2 protein-coding genes and 2 pseudogenes are annotated in these 2118 nt (G+C 55.2%); all 4 read left to right on the top strand.

Annotation, left to right across the window (positions count from 1 at the left end; genetic code table 11):
• Positions 1–667: pseudogene (locus CAG25_RS28070) on the top strand (type VI secretion system tip protein VgrG); the annotation flags it as partial.
• A gap of 1 nt (position 668) precedes the next feature.
• Positions 669–1244 carry a lytic transglycosylase domain-containing protein gene (locus CAG25_RS28065; RefSeq protein WP_064596421.1) on the top strand — a complete coding sequence of 192 codons (576 nt, stop codon included), beginning with the start codon at positions 669–671 and terminating at the stop codon, positions 1242–1244.
• Positions 1241–1789 (top strand): hypothetical protein, encoded by a 549-nt coding sequence (locus CAG25_RS28060; RefSeq protein WP_064596419.1) that lies wholly within the window; start codon positions 1241–1243, stop codon positions 1787–1789. Before CAG25_RS28065 ends, CAG25_RS28060 begins: the two co-directional genes overlap by 4 nt.
• Before the next feature lie 191 nt (positions 1790–1980).
• Positions 1981–2118, top strand: a pseudogene (locus CAG25_RS28975) (type VI secretion system tip protein VgrG); the annotation flags it as partial.

Raw genomic sequence — 2118 nt, 5'->3', positions numbered from 1 at the left:
CATCGAGCACGACCAGAAGATCCGCGTCGGCAATGAACGGCATGACATCGTTGAAGCCAATGTTTTAAGTGAATTCAAGGTCGAGGAACACCGCATCACCCACCTGGACCGCAAGAGCGAAATGCGCGCCAACGATCACCTGACCGTGGGCGTGACCCAGCATGTGAAGGTCGGCACCGGGCAGTTCGTGGAAGCGGGCACGGAGATTCACTACCACGCTGGTGAAAAAGTCGTGATCGAAGGCGGGATGGAACAGACGGCGAAGGCTGGCGGCAGTTTCGTCAAGGTCGACGCGGGTGGTGTGACAATCAGTGGTGCCGAGGTGAAGGCCAATACCGGCGGTGCGCCGGGTGTGGGTTCCGGAGTTGCGATTCTGGCGCCATTGATTCCTTTACCGGCCTCCAGCGATAAAAGCGGAAACCTGCTCGCCCGCAAGGAAGTATTGGAAGCCATCGAATACGACATGGATTTCATCATCACGGATCAGAACAGCGGTCTGCCCTTGCGCAACTTTCCCTATGTGATCAAAACCACTTCGGGTCAGAACCTCGTCGGGCGAACGGATGAGCATGGCAAGACGCGCAAGATCAGCAGCCTCGAAGCCGAGACCGCGACAATCGAAGTCTACGATGACGTACCTCCCCTCAATCCACATTGGGATGCCTGACGTGGCAAAGAACCAACCGCTGGCCACCAGCAAAGCCGTGCTGACGCCCACGACCGTGCAAAAGTCTGCTGCGCTGCCGGTGGACGACAGTGCACGCCTGAAAGAGATCCGGGCACTGGTCGCCAAGAACAATCAATCGTCGATCGATGACGACACCATCATTTGCCAGATTTACATGGAGTCTCGTTTTGATGCCAAAGCCGAATCAAGCGAAAGCACGGCGCGGGGACTGATGCAGTTATTGAAGGGGGCTGTTCGGGAGTTGTACAGAATAGAAGATCTGAGCAAGCCCAGAGCAGAGCGTTCGCCGGAAACAAAACTGTATCTTGAGGCCGACAAATTCCATGACAGCCCCGGTTTTCTGGATGAAGCCACCAACATTCGTGCTGGCACCCGATATCTGGAATTGCTGATTCAACGCCAGAAAAAAAACGGCGCAGCCGATCCGATTGCTGAAGCGTACAAAAAGTATCGCGGCAGGACTGACGGCCGGTACTACACCAAAATCAAGGCCTGTGCAGACAAGCTGCGTGCAGCGCCCAATTCAATGCAGGTATTGAGAGATATGGCCAAGTGAAGGGTCTTCTTACAGGCTTGATTATCGGACTGGTGAGTCTGCAGGTGTCGGCTGCCGAGCTCAAATTTTCCACCGTAACCCGCTGCGATCTCTCCAGTGCTGAAAGTGCGGTTTCGCTACTCAGTGGCCATCCCATTCTCGACTCGCATGTTTACAAGATCCGCCAGTCACAGAAAACGAACTATCTGTACGAAGACTCGGACGCTTCCAGAGGCAGCAACGTTCATTGGCAATGCGTCAATCTGACAAAAGATGTGAACGCACTCCTGATTTCGGGAGAGTTCACCTCGAACTACCTGCAAGGTGCGCTGTTTTACTTCGATGGAGACAGCGCGCAGGTAGAACGCCTGAACTTTGCCGAGAGAAATCGGCCCGGCTGGATCCTGCTGACTCAGCAAGGACCTCAGGTCATTTTCGAGAACAAGGGGAACGAAAGCTCTCACAAGTTCTTGAGCTACGGTAGAAATGACGCTTTTCTGGAAATCGACGAGCTTCCGGTGCCCGACCCTGCCAAGGGAGAAACGCTGACAGAACTTGAGCCCTGATGCTTCGGTACAAGTCGGGCTGTCTGGACTGATCCGATGGGTGAGTCGACTCTGACGGCCCCGATTTCACTGAGTCAAATGCCCGTTCTAAGGGAATACCCTACGCCCCTGAAGGGCATTTGCGGGTTGTACGAGCCCGGCTAATCCTGCACCATCCGTCCCTTGCTTATTCAATGGACGGAAATAAAGGCATGCTGGACGCCAACGCTACCCACATTACCCTCACGCTCGAAGGCGCTTCGGCCGACCTGCAAGTCCTCAGCTTCACCGGTCGCGAAGCCCTCAACGAGCCGTTCCGTTTCGACCTCGAACTGGTCAGCGCCCGTCCC

The sequence above is a fragment of the Pseudomonas sp. B16(2017) genome (assembly GCF_002113205.1).
GTDB classification, from domain to species: Bacteria; Pseudomonadota; Gammaproteobacteria; order Pseudomonadales; family Pseudomonadaceae; genus Aquipseudomonas; species Aquipseudomonas pharyngis.
The sequence above is the reverse complement of the archived record's forward strand: the minus strand, read 5'-3'. Positions and strand labels throughout refer to the sequence as shown.